General features: G+C 73.4%; 15 protein-coding genes and 2 pseudogenes. 8 read left to right on the forward strand and 9 right to left on the reverse strand.

Annotated features, from left to right (window positions below; genetic code table 11):
• Nucleotides 1–200: 200 nt before the first annotated feature.
• The 5 genes and pseudogenes from bufB to hutU form a co-directional block, all read right to left on the reverse strand.
• A pseudogene (gene bufB / locus RBXJA2T_RS01410) lies at nucleotides 201–1016 on the reverse strand (MNIO family bufferin maturase); the annotation flags it as partial.
• A gap of 7 nt (nucleotides 1017–1023) precedes the next feature.
• Nucleotides 1024–1344, reverse strand: a complete 321-nt coding sequence (locus RBXJA2T_RS01415; RefSeq protein ID WP_009855527.1) for a BufA1 family periplasmic bufferin-type metallophore — start codon at nucleotides 1342–1344, stop codon at nucleotides 1024–1026.
• Nucleotides 1345–1420: 76 nt separating this feature from the next.
• Nucleotides 1421–3538 carry a putative bifunctional diguanylate cyclase/phosphodiesterase gene (locus RBXJA2T_RS01420; RefSeq protein WP_029718686.1) on the reverse strand — a complete coding sequence of 706 codons (2118 nt, stop codon included), beginning with the start codon at nucleotides 3536–3538 and terminating at the stop codon, nucleotides 1421–1423.
• Nucleotides 3539–3659: 121 nt separating this feature from the next.
• Nucleotides 3660–5210, reverse strand: a pseudogene (hutH, locus tag RBXJA2T_RS01425) (histidine ammonia-lyase).
• 2 nt (nucleotides 5211–5212) lie between these two features.
• Entirely contained in the window at nucleotides 5213–6904 is a 1692-nt protein-coding gene (gene hutU / locus RBXJA2T_RS01430) for a urocanate hydratase (protein ID WP_009855531.1), read from the reverse strand.
• Nucleotides 6905–6988: 84 nt separating this feature from the next.
• Between hutU and hutC the strand changes: the two genes are divergently transcribed.
• Genes hutC through hutF form a run of 5 tightly spaced genes read left to right on the forward strand, consistent with a single transcriptional unit; the run spans nucleotide 6989 to nucleotide 11511 of the window.
• Nucleotides 6989–7705 (forward strand): histidine utilization transcriptional repressor HutC, encoded by a 717-nt coding sequence (hutC, locus tag RBXJA2T_RS01435; RefSeq protein WP_009855532.1) that lies wholly within the window; start codon nucleotides 6989–6991, stop codon nucleotides 7703–7705.
• Complete coding sequence (locus RBXJA2T_RS01440) at nucleotides 7702–8187, forward strand: HutD/Ves family protein (RefSeq protein WP_009855533.1); 486 nt, start codon at nucleotides 7702–7704, stop codon at nucleotides 8185–8187. Before hutC ends, RBXJA2T_RS01440 begins: the two co-directional genes overlap by 4 nt.
• The gene (gene hutI / locus RBXJA2T_RS01445) at nucleotides 8178–9380 is read left to right on the forward strand and encodes an imidazolonepropionase (RefSeq protein WP_009855534.1); all 1203 of its coding nucleotides are present in this window, start codon (nucleotides 8178–8180) and stop codon (nucleotides 9378–9380) included. The genes RBXJA2T_RS01440 and hutI overlap by 10 nt, the downstream gene beginning before the upstream one ends.
• Nucleotides 9377–10168 (forward strand): N-formylglutamate deformylase, encoded by a 792-nt coding sequence (hutG, locus tag RBXJA2T_RS01450; protein WP_009855535.1) that lies wholly within the window; start codon nucleotides 9377–9379, stop codon nucleotides 10166–10168. Before hutI ends, hutG begins: the two co-directional genes overlap by 4 nt.
• Nucleotides 10156–11511, forward strand: coding sequence for a formimidoylglutamate deiminase (hutF, locus tag RBXJA2T_RS01455; protein WP_009855536.1), 1356 nt, complete (start codon nucleotides 10156–10158; stop codon nucleotides 11509–11511). The genes hutG and hutF overlap by 13 nt, the downstream gene beginning before the upstream one ends.
• 100 nt (nucleotides 11512–11611) lie before the next feature.
• Here the strand turns inward: hutF and RBXJA2T_RS01460 are convergent, their stop codons facing one another.
• Nucleotides 11612–11839, reverse strand: coding sequence for an addiction module protein (locus RBXJA2T_RS01460; protein WP_009855537.1), 228 nt, complete (start codon nucleotides 11837–11839; stop codon nucleotides 11612–11614).
• A gap of 147 nt (nucleotides 11840–11986) precedes the next feature.
• On the opposite strand from RBXJA2T_RS01460, the gene RBXJA2T_RS01465 reads away from it, so the two are divergent.
• A complete protein-coding gene (locus RBXJA2T_RS01465) occupies nucleotides 11987–12217 on the forward strand; it encodes a DUF6429 family protein (protein ID WP_029718683.1) in 231 nt (76 codons plus the stop codon).
• A 40-nt stretch (nucleotides 12218–12257) separates the two neighbouring features.
• On the opposite strand, the gene RBXJA2T_RS01470 is transcribed toward RBXJA2T_RS01465, so the two are convergent.
• Both RBXJA2T_RS01470 and RBXJA2T_RS01475 read right to left on the reverse strand, forming a co-directional pair.
• Nucleotides 12258–12737, reverse strand: a complete 480-nt coding sequence (locus RBXJA2T_RS01470) for an RES family NAD+ phosphorylase (RefSeq protein WP_009855539.1) — start codon at nucleotides 12735–12737, stop codon at nucleotides 12258–12260.
• Nucleotides 12738–13160, reverse strand: a complete 423-nt coding sequence (locus tag RBXJA2T_RS01475) for an Xre family toxin-antitoxin system antitoxin (protein ID WP_237704841.1) — start codon at nucleotides 13158–13160, stop codon at nucleotides 12738–12740.
• A gap of 311 nt (nucleotides 13161–13471) precedes the next feature.
• On the opposite strand from RBXJA2T_RS01475, the gene RBXJA2T_RS01480 reads away from it, so the two are divergent.
• Both RBXJA2T_RS01480 and acnA read left to right on the forward strand, forming a co-directional pair.
• Nucleotides 13472–14812, forward strand: a complete 1341-nt coding sequence (locus tag RBXJA2T_RS01480; protein ID WP_009855541.1) for an NAD(P)H-dependent oxidoreductase — start codon at nucleotides 13472–13474, stop codon at nucleotides 14810–14812.
• A 96-nt stretch (nucleotides 14813–14908) separates the two neighbouring features.
• Entirely contained in the window at nucleotides 14909–17635 is a 2727-nt protein-coding gene (gene acnA / locus RBXJA2T_RS01485; protein WP_009855542.1) for an aconitate hydratase AcnA, read from the forward strand.
• A 45-nt stretch (nucleotides 17636–17680) separates the two neighbouring features.
• Here the strand turns inward: acnA and RBXJA2T_RS20905 are convergent.
• Nucleotides 17681–18688, reverse strand: a 1008-nt coding sequence (locus tag RBXJA2T_RS20905; protein ID WP_009855543.1) for an MBG domain-containing protein, incomplete at its 5' end; no start/stop codon positions are given.

Raw genomic sequence — 18688 nt, forward strand, 5'->3', positions numbered from 1 at the left:
GCATCGACGTTGTGGCGGTGCACCGCCAGGCGCGCCGCTGGGTCCGAACCGTTCCCGGCCCGCAGACCCGGCGGCACCGGCGCAGCCGGGTCCAGCAGCGCGGCGGCGATGGCCGGCTGCGGCCGGTCGGCCGGCGCCGTGGCCGGCATCGCCAGGCGGCGTGGTGCGCCGGCGTCCACCGCAGGCGCCACCGGTGCCTCGGCCAGCGCACGGCGCACCGGCAGCAGTTCGGCCGCCAGCACCACCAGCGGCGGCACGTCGTGGTCACGTTCGATCAGCGTCGGCACCGGCCCCAGGCGCTGCAGCGTGCGCCGGTACAGCGCCCAGACCGGATCGGCGACGGCCGACCCGTGGTCGTCGATCAGCAGCGGCGCGCCGGCGGCGTCGTGCTGCCGGCTGCAGCCGGCGAGGTGGATCTCGCCGACCGCCGCCGGCGGCAGCGCGGCCACCAGCGCCCAGGCGTCGCGGCCGTGGTTGACGGCGCTGACCCAGGCGTTGTTCAGGTCCAGCAGCAGCGCGCAGCCGGTGCGCCGCACGAGCTCGGCGAGGAACTCGCCTTCGCCGATGGCGCTGGCCTCGAACTCCAGATAGGTGCTCGGGTTCTCGATCAGCACCTGCCGGCCGAGCGCCTGCTGCAGCTGGTCGACGTGCGCGGCGACCCGCGCCAGCGCGGCCTCGTCGTAGACCAGCGGCAGCAGGTCGGGGAAACAGGTGCCGCCGTGCGCCGACCACGCCAGGTGCTCGGACACCCAGCGCGGCTCGAAACGCCGCACCAGCGCCGCCAGCCGCGCCAGGTGCGCCGCATCGGGCGGCTGCAGCCCGCCCAGCGACAGCCCGACCCCGTGGACCGACAGCGGCCAGCGCTCGCGCAGGCGCTCGAGCAGGCGCAGCCGCGGGCCGCCGTCGACCAGGTAGTTCTCGGCGTGCACCTCGAGGAAGTCGACCACGGCCTCGCCGGCCAGCAGCGCGTCGGCGTGCTGGGGCTTGAAGCCGAGACCGGCCAGGCGGGCGGGCATGGCGCGTTCAGGCCTTGCCCATCTCCTTGGCCTTCTCCTTGAACGGCAGGGTCTGGCCGAAGCCGGTGGGCGAGGTCTTGGAAACCGTCTTCTCGCAGGTGCCGGCGGGCACGTAGGACCAGGCGTTGCCCTGGTGCTCGGTGCGCGAGGTGCCGGCGCAGGTGGTGCCGGGGCCGGCGGCGCAGTCGTTGTGGCCCTTCATCGCGACGCCGTAGCACTTCTCCTTGGCGCCGGCCTCGGCGGCCTGGGCCGGGGCGGCGGCGAGGGTCAGCGCGGCGCCCAGCGCGAGGGCGAGCGTGGCGGCGGGCAGCGAAACGGTCGGGTTCATCGGGTCTCCTTCGTCGGGGGTTGGCACGGGGCGCCGAAGCGGCGCTCCCTGCCATACGAAGCAAACCGCCTGGCGGTTACACCGGGTCCGCGGGGGAAGCGCCGGGCGACAGCGTGCCGCCGTCGAGCAGCGCCTCGAAACGTTCGCGCGGCAGCGCCGGCGCAAACAGCCAGCCCTGGAACTCGGCCACGCCGAGCTCCTCCAGCCAGCGCCGCTGGGCCTCGGTCTCGACGCCCTCGGCCACCGGGTGCAGCTTCATCGCCCGGCACAGCCCGACGATGGCCTCGGCCACCGGCCGCTCCTGCAGCGGCGCCTGCACGAAACGCCGGTCGATCTTCAGCGACGTGAACGGCAGCCGCTGCAGATAGGCCAGGTGCGAGTAGCCGATGCCGAAGTCGTCCAGCGCGACCGACAGCCCGAGCGCGCGCAGCCCCTCGACGACCCGCGTCGTGCGTTCGCCCTCGGCGACCAGCATCGACTCGGTGACCTCGATCTCCAGCGCCTGCGGCGGGCAGCCGGTGTCGCGCAGCACGGCCTCGATCTCCTCCAGCAGCCACGGGTCCTCGAACTCGCACGGCGACAGGTTGACCGACAGCTTCAGCCGCCGCCCCGCCGCCCACCAGCCGGCCTGCTGGCGCGCGGCCATCTCGAAGGCCCGGCGGCCCAGCTCGCGCATCATCCCGGTGGCCTCGCACACCGGGATGAACTCGCCCGGCATCACCCAGCCACGCGCCGGATGGCGCCAGCGCAGCAGCGCCTCGGCACCGACGATGCGCGGCACGCCGGCGCTGACACGCGGCTGGTAGAACAGCTCGAACTCGTGGCGCGCCAGCGCCGGGCGCAGCTCCTGCTCCAGCCGCGTGCGCGCCTGCAGCGTCACGCTCATGCCGGCCTCGTAGAACGCGAGCGCGTCGCGGCCCTCGGCCTTGCCGCGGTACATCGCCAGGTCGGCGTGCTGCAGCAGGCGCTCGAAGTCCTCGCCGTCGTCGGGGAAGACGCTGGCGCCGACGGTGGCCGCGACACGCGCCTGCACGCTGCCCAGCTCGAACGGCCGCGCCAGGCGCTCGCGCAGCCGGGCGTGGATGCGCGCCACCTCGCGCCGCGGGTCGGGGGCGGCCAGCAGGATCAGGAACTCGTCGCCGCCGAAGCGTGCGACGAGGTCGTCGCGGCGCACCGCGCCGGCAAAACGTTCGGCCACCTGCACCAGCAGCTCGTCGCCGGCGGCGTGGCCCCAGGAGTCGTTGACGTCCTTGAAGTGGTCCAGGTCGATCAGCACGACGGCGGCCTTCAGCGGCCGCTCCGGCGGGGCCTGCCGCACGGCGTCGGCCAGGCGGCGGAAGTGGGCCTCGGCCGCGGCGCGGTTGGGCAGCCGGGTCAGGCCGTCGTGCTCGGACAGGAAACGCGCCTGGGCCTCGCTCTGCTTGAGCGGCGTGACGTCGGTCTCGCCGAGCAGCAGCACCTCGGCGCCGGTGACGGCGTCGCGGCGGCGGCGCGCCGAGACCTCGTGCCAGCGCGGCCCGGCGGCGGTGTGCACGGCCATCGTCAGCGTCGCCTCGCCGTCACACTCGAGCTGGCACTGCAGCGCCGCCAGCGCCTCGGCATCGGCGAAACGTTCACACAGGGGCTCGTCGTGGCGGCGCACCGAGGCACGCGCCGCCGGGTTGCGGTACAGCGCCCGCCCGTCCAGCGCGTGCAGCGAGATCATCATCGGCGTGTGCAGCAGCGCGTCGACGGCACGCAGCGACTCGGGCGTCGTGTGCTCGATCGGCCGGCCTTCGCAGAGCATCGCCATGCGGCCGTCGGGCAGGCGCCAGCCGCTGAGCTGCATCTGCAAGGGCACCGGCTGGCCGTCGGGGAACAGCGTCCACTGCTCGTTGAAGACCGCGCCGTGCGCCACGAAGTCGGCCTGGTACTGCGCCAGCCGCGCGGCCACGGTGGCCGACATGTCGCGGCTCAGGTCGCGCGCGGCCAGGGCCTCGCGACTGTCGGCGCGCCAGACCTCCAGCGCCGCCCGGTTGGCCCAGACGACGCGGCGGTGGTCGATGTCGAAGATCCAGACCGGCGCCCGCAGCAGGTCCAGCGGCTCCAGCGAGGCCGGCGCGCAAGGCGTGTCCGGGTAAGGACAGCCCGGCGAACGCTGACGCCCCGGCGAGCGGGCACCGGGCGACAACGAGAGGCGGCGTGGCTGGGACACGGGTACGGGTCTCCGGGCGCGAGCCGCCGCGGGGGGCACGCCGCCACCCGCCGGGCAGCCGGCATCACACCAGGTTATCGGCCGCCAAGGACGAACGTTGAGCCGCGGCCGGGCGCCGGGCTCAGGCCGGCGTCCACAGCGGCGGCAGGCCGCGCAGCGTGTGCAGGATGCGGCCCAGCGCGCCTTCGGCGACCAGCGCGCTGGCGTGCTCGATGTCGGGCGCCAGGTAGCGGTCGACGTCGATCGACGGGCAGCCGGCGCGCAGCAGCGCGTGCGCGGCCTCCAGCGGCTCGGAGCTGGACAGCGGGCGCAGGAACTCGATGCCCTGCGCCGCGGCCAGCCACTCGATGCCGAGGATGCGTGCGACGTTGGCGATCATCGGCTGCAGCCGGCGCGCCGCGAAGGTCGCCATCGAGACGTGGTCCTCCTGGTTGGCGCTGGTCGGCAGGCTGTCGACGCTGGCCGGGTGGGCCAGCGACTTGTTCTCCGAGGCCAGCGCTGCGGCGGTGACGTGGGCGATCATGAAACCGCTGTTGAGCCCCGGCTCGCGCGCCAGGAACGGCGGCAGGCGCGAGACGTTGGCGTCGATCAGCATCGCGATGCGGCGCTCGGCGATGGCGCCGACCTCGGCGATCGCGGTGGCCATCGCGTCGGCGGCCAGCGCCACCGGCTCGGCGTGGAAGTTGCCGCCCGAGACCAGCGCGCCGTCTTCGGCGAAGACGAGCGGGTTGTCGGTCACGGCATTGGCTTCGCGCAGCAGCACCAGCGCGGCGTGGCGCAGCTGGTCCAGGCAGGCGCCGACGACCTGGGGCTGGCAGCGCAGGCAATAGGGATCCTGAACCCGGTCGTCGCCGTCGACATGGCTGGCGCGGATGCCGCTGCCGGCGAGCAGCCGGCGGTAGACCTCGGCGACGTCGATCTGGCCCGGCTGGCCGCGCAGCGCGTGGATGCGCGGGTCGAACGGGCCGTCGCTGCCGCGCCCGGCGTCGACCGTCAGCGCGCCGATCACCAGCGCCGACTCCAGCACCGGCTCGAACGAGAACAGCGCGTGCAGCGCCAGCGCGGTGCTGGTCTGCGTGCCGTTGATCAGCGCCAGGCCTTCCTTGGCGGCCAGCGTCAGCGGCGTGATGCCGGCGGCGGCCAGCACCTCGGCGGCCGGGCGGCGCAGGGTGCGGCCGCCTTCGTCGACGAGGAACTCGCCTTCGCCGAGCAGCGCCAGCGTCATGTGCGCCAGCGGCGCCAGGTCACCCGAGGCGCCGACCGAGCCTTGCGCCGGCACCCAGGGCACGAGACCGGCGTCGTGCACCGCCAACAGCGTGTCGACGACCACCGGGCGCACGCCGGAGAAGCCGCGCGCCAGGCTGGCCGCCTTCAGCGCCAGCATCAGCCGCACGACCGGCGCCGGCAGCGGCTCGCCGACGCCGACGCTGTGCGAGCGGATCAGGTTGCGCTGCAGCGTGTCGAGGTCGGCTTCGCCGATGCGCGTGCTGGCCAGCTTGCCGAAGCCGGTGTTGACGCCGTAGACCGGCGCCTAGCCGGTGGCCGCAGCGTGCACGACGGCGGCGCTGGCACGCAGCCCGGGCAGCGCCTGCGGGTCGATCATCAGCTTGTGGCCGCCGGCGTGGATCGCCTGCAGCTGGTCGAGCGAGAGTTCTCCGGGTCGCAGCAGCATCGTCAGACTCCTTGGGCCTGCATCGGCAGGTCCAGACCTTGTTCACGGGCGCAGGCCTGCGCCTCCTCGTAGCCGGCGTCGGCGTGGCGCATCACGCCCGTGGCCGGGTCGTTCCAGAGCACACGCGCGAGGCGGCGGTCGGCGGCTTCGCTGCCGTCGCAGACGATGACCACGCCCGAGTGCTGCGAGTAGCCCATGCCGACGCCGCCGCCATGGTGCAGGCTGACCCAGGTGGCGCCGCCGGCGGTGTTGAGCAGCGCGTTGAGCAGCGGCCAGTCGCTGACGGCGTCGCTGCCGTCCTTCATCGCCTCGGTCTCGCGGTTGGGGCTGGCGACCGAGCCGCTGTCCAGATGGTCGCGGCCGATGACGATCGGCGCCTTCAGCTCGCCGCTGCGCACCATCTCGTTGAAGGCCAGGCCGGCGCGGTGGCGCTCGCCCAGGCCCAGCCAGCAGATGCGCGCCGGCAGGCCCTGGAAGGCGATGCGTTCGCCGGCCATGTCCAGCCAGCGGTGCAGGTGCGCGTCCTCGGGGAACAGCTCCTTCAGCTTGGCGTCGGTGCGGCGGATGTCTTCCGGGTCGCCCGACAGCGCCGCCCAACGGAACGGCCCCTTGCCGCGACAGAACAGCGGCCGCACGTAGGCCGGCACGAAGCCGGGGAAGGCGAAGGCGTCGGCCACGCCCTGGTCGAGCGCGACCTGGCGGATGTTGTTGCCGTAGTCGACCGTCGGCACGCCCATCGCGTGGAAGGCGAGCATGGCCTTGACGTGTTCGGCGCAGCTGGCGGCCGCGGCGGCGCGCAGCTCGGCGTGCAACGCCGGGTCGGCCTGCGCGGCGCGCCAGCGCTCCACCGTCCAGCCGGCCGGCAGGTAGCCGTTGACGAGGTCGTGGGCGCTGGTCTGGTCGGTGACGAGGTCCGGGCGCACGCCGCGGCGCACGAGTTCGGGCAGCACCTCGGCGGCATTGCCCAGCAGGCCGATCGACACCGCGCGGCCTTCGGCCGTGTAGCGCGCGATGCGCGCCAGCGCGTCGTCGAGGTCGGCGGCCTGCTCGTCGAGGTAGCGGCTGCGCAGGCGGAAATCGATGCGGCTCTGCTGGCACTCGACGGTCAGCGAGGTGGCGCCGGCGAAGCTGGCGGCCAGCGGCTGCGCGCCGCCCATGCCGCCCAGGCCGGCGGTGAGGATCCAGCGCCCGGCCAGGCTGCCGCCGTAGTGCTTGCGGCCGGCTTCGGCGAAGGTCTCGTAGGTGCCCTGCACGATGCCCTGGCTGCCGATGTAGATCCAGGAACCGGCGGTCATCTGGCCGTACATCATCAGCCCGGCGCGGTCGAGGCGGTCGAAGTGCTCCCAGGTCGCCCAGCGCGGCACGAGGTTGGAGTTGGCGATCAGCACGCGCGGCGCGTCTTCATGGGTGCGGAACACGCCCGCCGGCTGGCCCGACTGCACGAGCAGCGTCTCGTCGGGCTTCAAGCGCTCCAGCGTCGAGAGCAGCGTCTCGAATGCACGCCAGTTGCGCGCCGCCTTGCCGATGCCGCCGTAGACGACGAGTGCGTCGGGGTTCTCGGCCACCTCGGGGTCGAGATTGTTCTGCAGCATGCGGTACGCGGCCTCGATCAGCCAGTTGGCGCAGTGCAGCGTGGTGCCGCGCGGCGAGCGCACCGGGCGCGGGCCGGCAGGACGGGCGGAAGACTCGGACATGGGCGGCTCCTGGGCGACGCGGGAGGGTCGGATCAGGGTTGCACTGTACTTGTCTAGACAAGTCGTCGCAACTACCATCCGGCCATGGTTTCCCCGGACACGGCCGAGGCCCCGTACGCGCGGGTCAAGCGCTTCCTGAAGGACGGACTCGAACGCGGCGAGTGGCCGCCGGGCGCGCTGATGCCGTCCGAAGCCGAGCTCGTCGCACGTTTCGGCGTCAGCCGCATGACGGTCAACCGCGCGCTGCGCGAGCTGCAGGGCGAAGGCCTGGTCGAATGGTCGCAAGGTGTCGGCACCTTCGCCGCGCAGCGCCACCGGCTGGCGTCGACGCTGACGATCCGCGACCTGCACGAGGAACTGGCGGCGCGCGGCCAGCAGCACGAGGCCGAGGTCCTGCTGAAGGCCGAGGAATCGGCGCCGCCGGCGCTGGCCGAACGCCTGGGCCTGGCGCCGGGCGCGCCGGTGTTCCACACCGTCATCGTGCACCGCGCCGACGGCGTGCCGCTGCAGCTGGAAGACCGCTACGTCAACCCGGCCGCGGCGCCCGGCTACCTGGACGTCGACTTCGCGACGACGACACCGACGCACTACCTGCTGCAGGTGGCGCCGCTGTGGGAGGCCGAGTACAGCGTCGAGGCCAGCGCCGCCAGCGCCGACGAAGCGCGGCAGCTGGCGATCGCCGAAGGCGACCCTTGCCTCGTCGTCGTGCGCCGCACGCGCCGCCTCGACGGCCCGATCACGATCGCGCGCCTGGTGCACCCGGGCCGGCGCTACCACCTCGAAGGCGGGTTCCGGCCGTGATCACCGTGCACGCCGCCGACGTCGCGCCGCGGCCCTGGGCCAACGGCGGCGGACGCACACGCGAGCTGATCGCCGGCCCGCGTGGCGGCCACTGGCGCTGGCGGCTGAGCCTGGCCGAGCTGGAGACCGACGGGCCGTTCTCGGCGCTGCCCGGCGTGTGGCGCTGGCTGGCGCTGGTCGAAGGCGACGCGGTCGAGCTGGCGTTCGGCAACCGTGTGCTGGCGCTGCGGCCCGGCGACCCGCCGCTGGCCTTCGACGGCGCGCTGCCGCCGCACTGCCGCGTGCACGGCGGCCGGGCGCGTGCGCTGAACCTGATGCTGCGGGATCTGCACGGCAGCCTGACGCTGGAGCGCAGCGCCGCGCCGCTGCAGGCGCTGTACGAGCCGGCCACGCAGACGCTGTTCTGGGACCTCGACGACACGCCGGCGGCGCCGGCCGGCGTCTGGGTCGGCATCGAACCGGGAGAACTGAGATGGCGCTGACGCTCTGGCGCGACGCGCGCCTGGTGACGCTGGCCGGCGACGCCGGCTGGGGCCTGATCGAACACGGCGCGCTGCTCGCCGACGGCGACACGATCGCCTGGGCCGGCCCCGAGGCCGAACTGCCCGCCGGGCTGGCACCCGAGGCCGAGCACCGCCTCGGCGGCGCACTCGTCACGCCGGGCCTGATCGACGGCCACACCCACCTCGTCTACGGCGGCGACCGCGCGCGCGAGTTCGAGCTGCGGCTGCAGGGCGCGAGCTACGAAGACATCGCACGCGCCGGCGGCGGCATCCGCTCGACGGTGGCGGCGACACGCGCCGCCGACGAGGCGGCGCTCTTCGCCGCCGCGCTGCCCCGCGCCCGCGCGCTGGCCGCCGACGGCGTGACGACGCTGGAGATCAAGTCGGGCTACGGGCTGGCGCTGGAGGCCGAGGCGCGCTGCCTGCGTGTCGCACGCCGGCTCGGCGCCGAGACCGGGCTGACGGTGAAGAAAACCTTCCTCGGCCTGCACGCGCTGCCGCCCGAATACGAAGGCCGCGCCGACGACTACGTCACGGCCGCCATCGGCTGGCTGCCGGCGCTGCACGCGCAAGGCCTGGTCGACGCCGTCGACGCCTTCTGCGAGACGATTGCCTTCACGCCGGCGCAGGTCGACCGTTTCTTTACCGCCGCACGCAGGCTGGGCCTGCCGGTCAAGCTGCACGCCGAGCAGCTCAGCGACCAGGGCGGCGCAGCGCTGGCGGCGCGCCACGGCGCGCTGTCCTGCGACCACCTGGAATGGCTGTCGCCGGCCGGCGTGCGTGCGATGGCCGCCGCCGGCAGCGTCGCGATGCTGCTGCCCGGCGCCTTCTACTGCCTGCGCGAGACCCGGCTGCCGCCGCTGGCCGCGCTGCGCGAGGCCGGCGTGCCCGTCGCGCTGGCCACCGACCACAACCCGGGCACCTCGCCGATCCTGTCGCCGACGCTGGTGATGAACCAGGCCTGCACGCTGTTCCGCATGACACCCGAAGAAGCGCTGCGCGGCTTCACCGTCAACGCCGCACGCGCGCTGGGCCTGGCCGACCGCGGCCGGCTTGCCGCCGGGCAGCGCGCCGACCTCGCCGTCTGGGACCTGGGCCACCCGGCCGAACTCGCCTACTGGATGGGCCGCGCGCCCTGCCGCGGCAGCGTCGTCGGAGGCATCGCACGATGAACGAGACCTACACCCTGCACCGCGGCACGCGCCCGCTGGTCATCAGCGTGCCGCACGCCGGCACCGAAATCGCGCCCGAGGTCGCCGCCGCGCTGCTGCCGCGTGCGCTGGCCGTCGAGGACTGCGACTGGCACCTGGACCGGCTCTACGACTTCGCGGCCGAACTCGGCGCCAGCCTGATCGTGCCGCGTTACGCACGCTACGTCGCCGACCTGAACCGCCCGCCCGAGAACACGCCGATGTACCCGGGCCAGAACAACACCGAGCTCTGCCCGACGCGTTTCTTCAGCGGCGAGCCGCTGTACCGCGACGGCCGCGCGCCCGACGAGGCCGAGGTGCAGCGCCGCGTCGCCAGCTACTGGCGGCCGTACCACGAGGCGCTGCAAGGCGAGCTGGCGCGGCTGCGGGCCGAACACGGCCACGCCGTGCTGTTCGACGGCCACAGCATCGCCGCCGAGCTGCCCTGGCTGTTCGAAGGCCGGCTGCCCGACCTGAACCTGGGCACGGCCGCCGGCCACGCCTGCGCGCCGGCGCTGCGCGAACGCCTGGCCGCGGTGCTGGCGGCGCAGAGCCGCTTCGGCCACGTCGTCGACGGCCGTTTCAAGGGCGGCTACATCACGCGCCACTACGGCCGCCCGCAGGACGGCGTGCACGCGGTGCAGATGGAGATGACCTGGCCGTGTTACCTGGCCGAGGCGATGCCGCCGGTCTGGGACGCGGCACGCGCCGCCGACGCGCGCGCCGTGCTGCGCACGCTGGCCGAGACGATGCTCGCATGGCGGCCGTGAACCGCGAGTTCTGGGCGCCCCGCGCCTGGGTCGGCGGGCGCTGGCGCGAGCAGGTGCGGCTGGCCGCCGGCGCCGACGGCTGCTGGGCCGCCGTCGACTGCGGCGTCGCACCGCCCCCCGGCGCCGAACGCCTGGCCGGCGACGTGCTGCCGACGCTGGTCGACGCCCACAGCCACGCCTTCCAGCGCGCTTTCGTCGGCCTGTCCGAACGCCGCGACGACGCGCACGACGACTTCTGGTCCTGGCGCGACCGCATGTACGGCGTCGCGCTGAAGCTGCGGCCCGAACAGCTGCGCGCCGTCGCCGCCCATCTCTACGCCGAGCTGCTGGCCGGCGGCTACAGCCAGGTCTGCGAGTTTCACTACCTGCACCACGACCTCGACGGGCGGCCGTATGCCGAGCCGGCCGAGATGTCGTTGGCGCTGGCCGACGCGGCGCAGGACGCCGGCATCGGCCTGACGCTGCTGCCGGTGCTGTACGAACGCGCCGGCTTCCAGGCCGACGCGCTGCGCCCCGACCAGCGCCGCTTCGCGACGACGCCGCAGCAGGTGCTGGACATCGCCTCGGCTCTGCGAGGCCGCGCCGGCGTGTCGGTCGGCGCCGCGGTGCATTCGCTGCGCGCCGCACGGCCGGCGTCGATCGCCGAACTGGCCGCGGCCTGCGACGGCCCGCTGCACGTGCACGTCGCCGAACAGACCGCCGAGGTCGACGACTGCCTGGCGGCCACCGGCTGCCGGCCGATCGAATGGCTGGCGCGCCACGCCGGCCTGGACGCGCGCTGGCAGCTGGTGCACGCGACGCATGCGACGCCCGGGGAGATCGAGGCCGTCGCAGCGTCCGGCGCGGGTGTCGTCATCTGCCCGGCGACCGAAGCCGACCTCGGCGACGGCTTCTGCGACCTGCCACGCTGGCTGGACGCCGGCGTGCCGCTGGCGGTCGGCTCGGACAGCCAGGTCGTGCGCGCCTGGCCCGAGGAGCTGCGCTGGCTGGAATGGGGGCAGCGGCTGCTGCACCGGCGGCGCAACGTCTCGGCAGCCCCCGGAGTCGAACCATCGAGCGCGGCGCGACTCTTCGAGCGCTTGCGCGCCGGCGGCGGCACGGCCGCGGGTTTCGCGCGCTGGGGGCTGGAGGTCGGCGCGCGGGCCGATCTGGTCGAACTCGACCCGGCCGAACCGGCGCTGGCGGGCCTGCCGCCGGGTCACCGCCTCGACGGCCTGGTGTTCGGCGCGCCGGCGGCACCGTTCAAGCGCACGCTGGTCGGCGGGCGCTGGGTGGCGGCGGATCGGGAGGGGATCCGGGCGCGGTTCGAGGCGGTGATGGCGGAGATCTGGGCCGGGAGCTGAGCAAGCGGGACCATCGATGACGGCCCGCAGGACGTCGCTTCCGGATTCCTAGAACCGGGAACGGCCGTAGCCGGGCCGGCCGCCGGAGGAAGGATGACCGTCATCCCGGAAAGCGAGCCTCCAGCCGCGCGACGGCGATGTCCAGGGGAACGGCCGCCACCTCGCCAGCAGCGAGTTCGATTTCGCGACGATCTGCCAGTTCATGCCACACCGCCTCGGCCTTGGCGTCCACGTCCAGGCTCGCGATCAGCCGGTCGAGCAGGCGGGCGCGGTCGGCGGGCGACAGGCGGAGCACTTCGGCCTTCAGAACTTCAAGCTTGTTCGACATGGGGGCCTCGCGGGGATGCTGCACTCAGCCAGCTTGCCACGACCGGAACAGAAGGCCGCGCCGCGTCACATGCCCAAGCCCGCGCCCCGCGAGCGCAGCGGGCGCCCCGTTTGCGTTCGACGCACCGATGCCGCGAACATCGCGACCATGAAACTCGACACCGACCGCATCGACGACGCCGTTCTCGCTCTGCTGTTGCTGGGGCTGCATGAAGGCGAACGCGCCTGGAAGTCCTTCGACTGGGACGCCCTGGACCGGCTGCACGCCAAGGGGCTGATCTCAGACCCGGCCGGAAAGGCCCGGTCGGTGGTGTTCACGGCGCAGGGCAAGGCGAAAGCCCAGGCATTGCTTCAATCGCTGTTCGGCGCAACGGATTGAAAGCAGCACCCGGGCACCTAATGCGTGCCTTCGGTGGCGCCTACGCCCTGCGGTCGAACCGCCCGTCATAACTCCAGTTCCTGAGCTTCAAGGCCGTGATGCCCGTCGCGTCCGGATGGCGCGGGTTGATCAGGCAGTTGTTCTCCTCGGGCACGATGACCGACGGCAGTTCGAGCACGGCCGACGCCATCGACGCCAGCCAGCGCTGGCCGAGTTCGACCGACACCAGGCCTTCGGGGATCGCGCTCCAGCCGACCGGCAGCGAGGCCGCCTGCAGCGTCTGGCGGCGAGCCCAGACTTCGTCGGGGATGTCGACCCGCACCAGGAAGCGGCTCAGCGGCAGGCCGGCGACCTGCAGATGCACGACGATCTCCAGGCAGGCCAGTGCGATCGAGCCGGCGCAGTAGACGACCGGGCTGCCGGCACGGTTCCAGCGGCCGCCGGTCTTCTCGGCACCACGCCCCGACAGGTCCTCGGCGAGGAAGTCGCGGGTGTCGCTGGCGATGCGCCAGACGAACACTCAGGCGTAGGCGCCGCTTTGCGCGCGCGCCAGCAGGTTGGCCACCAGCATCTGGCCCTCGGCGGTGTCCATCAGCTCGGCCGGGCAGCGGCCGCCGAGCGCCGGCACGGGCTCGCCGAGCCAGCGGCCCACCCAGGCACCGGCGTCGAAACCGGCGGGCGTGCCCGACTCGTCCAGCATGGCCTGCACCTGGCCGATCAGGCGCGCGATGCCGAGCACGCGTGAACTCTGCTCGGCCGACAGCGGCTCGTCCTTGGCCAGGCGGCGCTCCATCGTCGCGCGCGGCAGCCCCAGCGTCGCATAGAGCCGGTCGCGGCTCATGCCCAGGCTGCTGGCCAGCGGCGGCACCCACCCGGCGCGCACACCGGTCTTGACGAGCGTGACCGTCTGCAGCGGCGACAAGGCATCCAGTCGCTGCAACAAGCCGGGCTCCTGGCTCGGATCGGCCTGAAGCAGGCGGCTCAGCAACTCGTCACCCGTCTACGACGCCGAGCGCACCGGGGCGCGGCGGTCTCGCTGCGAACCCTGTTTTCCATCACGCTCATCGGCACAACTCGTCTCATTTGAGACAACAGCCCATCCCAAACGGGCTCAGCTCGCGCCGGGATCTGCACGGGGTTCACCCGAACACCGCCGCCCCAGCCCCGACATGACACTTGTCAAGCCGTCTGCCCCCCCACAACAAGGATCCCGATGCTGTTTTGCCCCCTCGCGCACCGCGTGCGCCGCCCGACATGAAGACCGGCCTGCACACCCAGCTGCGCCAGCGCGCCACCGAAGGCCGGCCGATCCGCGTCGGCCTGATCGGCGCCGGCAAGTTCGGCTCGATGTATCTGGCGCAGGTGCCCAACACGCCCGGCGTGCACCTGGCCGGCATCGCCGACCTGTCGCCGGACGGCGCGCGCCGCAACCTCGAGCGTGTCGGCTGGGACCCGGCACGCGCCACCGCGCCCAGCCTGGACGCCGCGCTGGCCGACGGCCGCACCCACGTCGGCGAGGACTGGCAGGCGCTGGTGCGGCACCCGGCGATCGACGTCATCGTGGAATGCACCGGCCACCCGGTGGCCGCTGTCGAGCACTGCCTGGCCGCGTTCGCCGAGGGCAAGCACGTCGTCAACGTGACGGTCGAGGCCGACGCCTTCTGCGGCCCGCTGCTGGCGCGGCGTGCGGCCGAGGCCGGCGTCGTCTACTCGCTGGCCTTCGGCGACCAGCCGGCGCTGATCTGCGACCTCGTCGACTGGGCGCGCACCTGCGGCTTCCCGGTCGTCGCCGCCGGACGCGGCCACAAGTGGCTGCCGCAGTTCGCGCAGTCGACGCCGGAGACCGTCTGGGGCCACTACGGCCTGACGCCCGAACAGGCCGACCGCGGCGGGCTGAACCCGAAGATGTTCAACAGCTTCCTCGACGGCTCCAAGCCGGCGATCGAATGCGCCGCGGTGGCCAACGCCACCGGGCTGGCGGTGCCTTCGGGCGGCCTGCTGTACCCGCCGGCGGCGATCGACGAGATCCCCGGCGTCACGCGGCCGCAGGCCGAAGGCGGCGTGCTGGAGCGCAAAGGCATGGTCGAGGTGATCTCCTCGCTGCGCCGCGACGGCACGCCGATCGACTACGACATCCGCATGGGCGTCTGGGTGACGGTCGAAGGCGAGGCCGACTACGTGCGCCACTGCTTCGAGGAGTACGGCGCCAAGACCGACCCGAGCGGGCGCTACTTCACGCTCTACAAACGCTGGCACCTGATCGGCCTGGAGGTGGGTTATTCGGTCGCCAGCGTCGCGCTGCGTGGCGAGGCGACCGGTGCCGCCACCGCCTGGGTGGCCGACGTCGTCGCCACCGCCAAGCGCGACCTGCAGATCGGCGAGCGGCTGGACGGCGAAGGCGGCTACACGGTGGTCGGCCGCCTGCAGCCGGCCGAAGCGTCGCGCTTCCATGGCGGCCTGCCGCTCGGGCTGGCACACGATCTGGTGCTGAAGCGCCCGGTCGCCGCCGGGCAGATGCTGTGCTGGGACGACGTCGTCGCCCGGCCGGAACTGCCGGCGTGGCGGCTGCGGCGGGAGATGGAAGCGCTGGCCTGACCGGCCGGGCGGGCGCGGGCGTCTATCGCCCCACCGCCCTGCCGCCCTCCCCGTCGTGCCGACAATGGCTGCGGTCCACGCCACCGGAGGAACCGCATGCCCCGCACCGCCGCCCACCCGTTCGCCGAGACGATCCGCCGCTTCGAGACGGCGTCGGGCGACGGAGGCAACCTGTTCTCGCTGCCGGCGCTGGCCGAGCGTTTCCCGGGTGTCGCCCGGCTGCCAGTGTCGCTGCGCATCGTGCTGGAAAGCGTGCTGCGCCACTGCGACGGCCGCAAGGTGACCGCCGAGCACGTCGCGCAGCTCGCCGGCTGGGCGCCGAAGGCGCCGCGCACCGAGGAGATCCCGTTCGTCGTCGCGCGCGTCGTGCTGCAGGACTTCACCGGCGTGCCGCTGCTCGCCGACCTGGCGGCGATGCGCAACGTCGCCCAGCGCCTGGGGCGCGACCCGAAGACCATCGAGCCGCTGGTGCCGGTGGACCTGGTGGTCGACCACAGCGTGATGGTCGACCACTACGGCAGCGCCAAGGCGCTGGACCTGAACATGCAGCTGGAGTTCAGGCGCAACCGCGAGCGCTACCAGTTCATGAAGTGGGGCATGGGCGCGTTCAGCACCTTCGGCGTCGTGCCGCCGGGCTTCGGCATCGTGCACCAGGTGAACCTGGAGTACCTGGCGCGCGGCGTGCACCGCGGCGCCGACGGCGTCGTCTACCCCGACACGCTGGTCGGCACCGACAGCCACACGACGATGATCAACGGCGTCGGCGTCGTCGGCTGGGGCGTCGGCGGCATCGAGGCCGAGGCGGCGATGCTCGACCAGCCGGTCTACCTGCTGACGCCCGACGTCGTCGGCTTCGAGCTGACCGGCCGGCTGCGCGAAGGCGTCACCGCCACCGACCTGGTGCTGACGATCACCGAGATCCTGCGGCGCGAGAAGGTGGTCGGCAAGTTCGTCGAGTTCTGCGGCGAAGGCACACGCTCGCTGTCGGTGCCCGACCGCGCGACGATCGCCAACATGGCGCCCGAGTACGGCGCGACGATGGGCTTCTTCCCGGTCGACGAGAAGACCGTCGACTACTTCGCCGGCACCGGGCGCACCGCCGCCGAGATCGAGGCCTTCGAAGCCTACTTCCGCGCCCAGGGCCTGTTCGGCGTGCCGGCGGCCGGCGCGATCGACTACAGCACGCTGATCCGGCTGGACCTGGCGAGCGTCGCGCCCAGCCTGGCCGGGCCGAAGCGGCCGCAGGACCGCATCGAGCTCGGCGACGTCAAGGCTCGCTTCGGCGAGCTGTTCTCGGCGCCGGTGGCGGCCAACGGCTTCAACCAGCCGGCCGCGCGCCTGGGCCAGCCGGTGAAGACGAACGACGGCCTGGAACTGCGCGACGGCGACGTGCTGATCGCCGCGATCACCAGCTGCACCAACACCAGCAACCCCGGCGTGATGCTGGCCGCCGGCCTGCTGGCGAAGAAGGCCGTCGAGGCCGGGCTGGCGGTCAAGCCGCACGTCAAGACCTCGCTGGCGCCGGGCTCGCGCATCGTCACCGACTACCTGACGAAGACCGGGCTGCTGCCGTATCTGGAACGGCTGGGCTTCGCCGTCGCCGCCTACGGCTGCACGACCTGCATCGGCAATGCCGGCGACCTGGCGCCGGAGATCAACGAAGCCATCACGGCCAACGATCTGGTCTGCGCCGCGGTGCTGTCGGGCAACCGCAACTTCGAGGCGCGCATCCACCCCAACCTGAAGGCCAACTTCCTCGCCAGCCCGCCGCTGGTGGTCGCCTACGCGATCGCCGGCACGGTGCGGCGCGACCTGACGACGGAGCCGGTGGGCCGCGGCCACGACGGGCGAGAGGTCTGGCTGGGCGACATCTGGCCGTCCAGCGACGAGGTCGCGGCGCTGATGCGCAGCGCGATGGACGGCCCGACCTACCGCGAGAACTACGCCCGCGTGCAGACCGAACCCGGCGCGCTGTGGCAGCAGATCGCCGGCGCCGGCGGCGAGGTCTACGCCTGGCCGAAGAGCAGCTACATCGCCGAGCCGCCGTTCTTCCGCGACTTCACGCTGGTGCCACCGCCGGTGCAGCCCGGCGTGCAGGGCGCACGCATCATCGGCCTGTTCGGCGACTCGATCACCACCGACCACATCTCGCCGGCCGGCAGCTTCCGCGAGACGACGCCCGCCGGGCGCTACCTGCTCGAGCAGGGCGTGCTGCCGGCGGACTTCAACAGCTACGGCGCGCGCCGCGGCAATCACGAGGTGATGATGCGCGGCACCTTCGCCAACGTGCGCATCCAGAACCTGATGATCCCGCCGCGCGACGACGGCTCACGTGTCGAAGGCGGCTACACGCTGTACCGCGACGGCCGCGGCACGAAGGAACTGCTGCCGATCTACGACGCCGCGATGCGCTACGTCGCCGCCGGCGTGCCGACGGTGGTCTTCGCCGGCGAGGAGTACGGCACCGGCTCCAGCCGCGACTGGGCGGCCAAGGGCACGATGCTGCTGGGCATCAAGGCCGTCGTCGCACGCAGCTTCGAACGCATCCACCGCAGCAACCTGATCGGCATGGGCGTGCTGCCGCTGCAGTTCAAGCCCGGCGAGTCCTGGCAGCGCCTGGGACTGACCGGCGACGAGACCGTCGACGTGCGGCTGGCGGTGCCGGTGCAGCCGCTGTCGGACGCGACGCTGGTCGTCTCCGCCGCCGACGGCACGCGCCGCGAACTGGCGGTGACGCTGCGCATCGACACGCCGATCGAGGTCGAGTACTGGCGCCACGGCGGCATCCTGCCGTACGTGCTGCGCCAGTTGCTCGCCGGCTGAACGCGCCCTCACCCGCCGCGGCACCGGGCCGCGACGGGCGCAGGCTCAGCGCCCCGCCTCGACGCGCACGACTGTCGACGCCGAATCGCCGGCCTCGGTCTGCGCGGTCACCACCACCTCCAGCATCGCCGGCGCACCGGCCGGGGCGATGCCGCTGAGCACGCCGGTGGCGGTGTCCAGCGACATCCACGGCGGCAGCGGCGAACCGTCGGCCAGCCGCGCGCTGTAGCTCAGCCGCGTGTCGGGCGGGGTCTCGAAGCTGGTGCTGGCGTCGAAGCGGAAGCCGGTCTCCGGCGCCACACGCACCTGGCTCTGCGGCTCGACGACGAGCAGAGAGGACGTGCCGGCGGACGACGGCGCCGCGCCCGCCGACGAGGTGCTGCCGGACGAGCCCGAAACGCCGGTGCCGGAGTCGCTGGTGCCGGTACCGGTGCCGGTGCCGGTGCCGGTGCCGGTGCCGGTGCCGGTGCCGGTGCCGGTGCCGGTGCCGGTGCTGGTGCCGGAGCCGGTGCCAGTGCCAGTGCCAGTGCCAGTGCCAGTGCCAGTGCCAGTGCCAGTGCCAGTGCCAGTGCCAGTGCCAGTGCCAGTGCCAGTGCCGGTGCCAGTGCCGGCGGCAGGCGAGCCGCCCGGAGCCGGGCCACCGAGAGCGTCGCCGCCACCGGAGACACCGCCGCCGACGACGACCAGCGAGCCAGGCTGACCGATCGCCGGGGCCGGCGCACCACCCACGGGCGGCAGCGTCGTGATCGGCGCCGAGCCGGTGCCGGCCTCCGGTGCCACCTGGTCGGTCAGCTTCTCGGAGTTGACGTTGGACGACGGCTTGACCGTCAACGTGCCGTCGACGTACTGCAGCGCGTAGTTGTCCGCGCTGCCACCGGAAGCGACGATGGCGTACTGCCCCGGCGTCAGCCCGGCGCCGCCCGGCGCGGTGAGTTGCACCCCGCTGACGACCGCCACGGTGTCGGTGTAATGCAGCTGGCCGATGTCGATGGTGTAGCTCAGCACCGGGTCGCGTTCACCGGCGATCTTGGACTTGTCGTCGGCGCTCACCGT

The sequence above is a fragment of the Rubrivivax benzoatilyticus JA2 = ATCC BAA-35 genome, assembly GCF_000190375.1.
In the GTDB taxonomy this organism is placed as follows: Bacteria; Pseudomonadota; Gammaproteobacteria; order Burkholderiales; family Burkholderiaceae_C; genus Rubrivivax; species Rubrivivax benzoatilyticus.

Bases quoted from the DNA above. Each gene is read 5' to 3' on its own strand.
- RBXJA2T_RS01415 (WP_009855527.1), bottom strand. From the start codon at position 1,344: ATGAACCCGACCGTTTCGCTGCCCGCCGCCACGCTCGCCCTCGCGCTG.
- hutU (WP_009855531.1), bottom strand. From the start codon at position 6,904: ATGTCCGAGTCTTCCGCCCGTCCTGCCGGCCCGCGCCCGGTGCGCTCG.
- hutC (WP_009855532.1), top strand. From the start codon at position 6,989: ATGGTTTCCCCGGACACGGCCGAGGCCCCGTACGCGCGGGTCAAGCGC.
- hutI (WP_009855534.1), top strand. From the start codon at position 8,178: ATGGCGCTGACGCTCTGGCGCGACGCGCGCCTGGTGACGCTGGCCGGC.
- hutG (WP_009855535.1), top strand. From the start codon at position 9,377: ATGAACGAGACCTACACCCTGCACCGCGGCACGCGCCCGCTGGTCATC.
- hutF (WP_009855536.1), top strand. From the start codon at position 10,156: ATGGCGGCCGTGAACCGCGAGTTCTGGGCGCCCCGCGCCTGGGTCGGC.
- RBXJA2T_RS01460 (WP_009855537.1), bottom strand. From the start codon at position 11,839: ATGTCGAACAAGCTTGAAGTTCTGAAGGCCGAAGTGCTCCGCCTGTCG.
- RBXJA2T_RS01465 (WP_029718683.1), top strand. From the start codon at position 11,987: ATGAAACTCGACACCGACCGCATCGACGACGCCGTTCTCGCTCTGCTG.
- RBXJA2T_RS01480 (WP_009855541.1), top strand. From the start codon at position 13,472: ATGAAGACCGGCCTGCACACCCAGCTGCGCCAGCGCGCCACCGAAGGC.
- acnA (WP_009855542.1), top strand. From the start codon at position 14,909: ATGCCCCGCACCGCCGCCCACCCGTTCGCCGAGACGATCCGCCGCTTC.